Raw genomic sequence first — 1,051 nt, 5'->3', positions numbered from 1 at the left:
AAAGGTGGTACAGGAATATCAACCTGTTGTCCATCGCCTACGCTTTTCAGCCTCGGCTTAGGTCCCGACTAACCCTGAGCGGACGAGCCTTCCTCAGGAAACCTTAGGCATTCGGTGGATGAGATTCTCACTCATCTTTCGCTACTCATACCGGCATTCTCACTTCTAAGCGCTCCACCAGTCCTTACGGTCTAGCTTCAACGCCCTTAGAACGCTCTCCTACCACTGACATCATTAGATGTCAATCCACAGCTTCGGTGATACGTTTAGCCCCGGTACATTTTCGGCGCAGAGTCACTCGACCAGTGAGCTATTACGCACTCTTTAAATGGTGGCTGCTTCTAAGCCAACATCCTGGTTGTCTAAGCAACTCCACATCCTTTTCCACTTAACGTATACTTTGGGACCTTAGCTGGTGGTCTGGGCTGTTTCCCTCTTGACCACGGATCTTATCACTCGTAGTCTGACTCCCAAGAATAAGTATTTGGCATTCGGAGTTTGTCTGAATTCGGTAACCCGATGGGGGCCCCTAGTCCAAACAGTGCTCTACCTCCAATACTCTAAATCTTGAGGCTAGCCCTAAAGCTATTTCGGAGAGAACCAGCTATCTCCAAGTTCGATTGGAATTTCTCCGCTACCCACACCTCATCCCCGCACTTTTCAACGTGCGTGGGTTCGGGCCTCCATCCAGTGTTACCTGGACTTCACCCTGGACATGGGTAGATCACCTGGTTTCGGGTCTACAACCACATACTATTTCGCCCTATTCAGACTCGCTTTCGCTGCGGCTCCGTCTTATCAACTTAACCTCGCATGTAATCGTAACTCGCCGGTTCATTCTACAAAAGGCACGCTATCACCCATAAATGGGCTCTAACTACTTGTAGGCACACGGTTTCAGGATCTATTTCACTCCCCTTCCGGGGTGCTTTTCACCTTTCCCTCACGGTACTGGTTCACTATCGGTCACTAGGGAGTATTTAGCCTTGGGAGATGGTCCTCCCTGCTTCCGACGGGATTTCTCGTGTCCCGCCGTACTCAGGATACACTC

Annotated in this window: 1 rRNA gene; it reads right to left on the bottom strand. The window is 50.3% G+C overall.

The annotated features are described in order from the left end of the window. Window positions 1-1,051, bottom strand: a 23S ribosomal RNA gene (locus ACTQ5K_RS25425); the annotation flags it as partial.

It is taken from the genome of Niallia sp. Sow4_A1, assembly GCF_052116745.1.
GTDB lineage: Bacteria > Bacillota > Bacilli > Bacillales > Cytobacillaceae > Niallia > Niallia hominis.
Note: the sequence above shows the minus strand (reverse complement) of the source record. Positions and strands in the feature narration are given on the sequence as shown.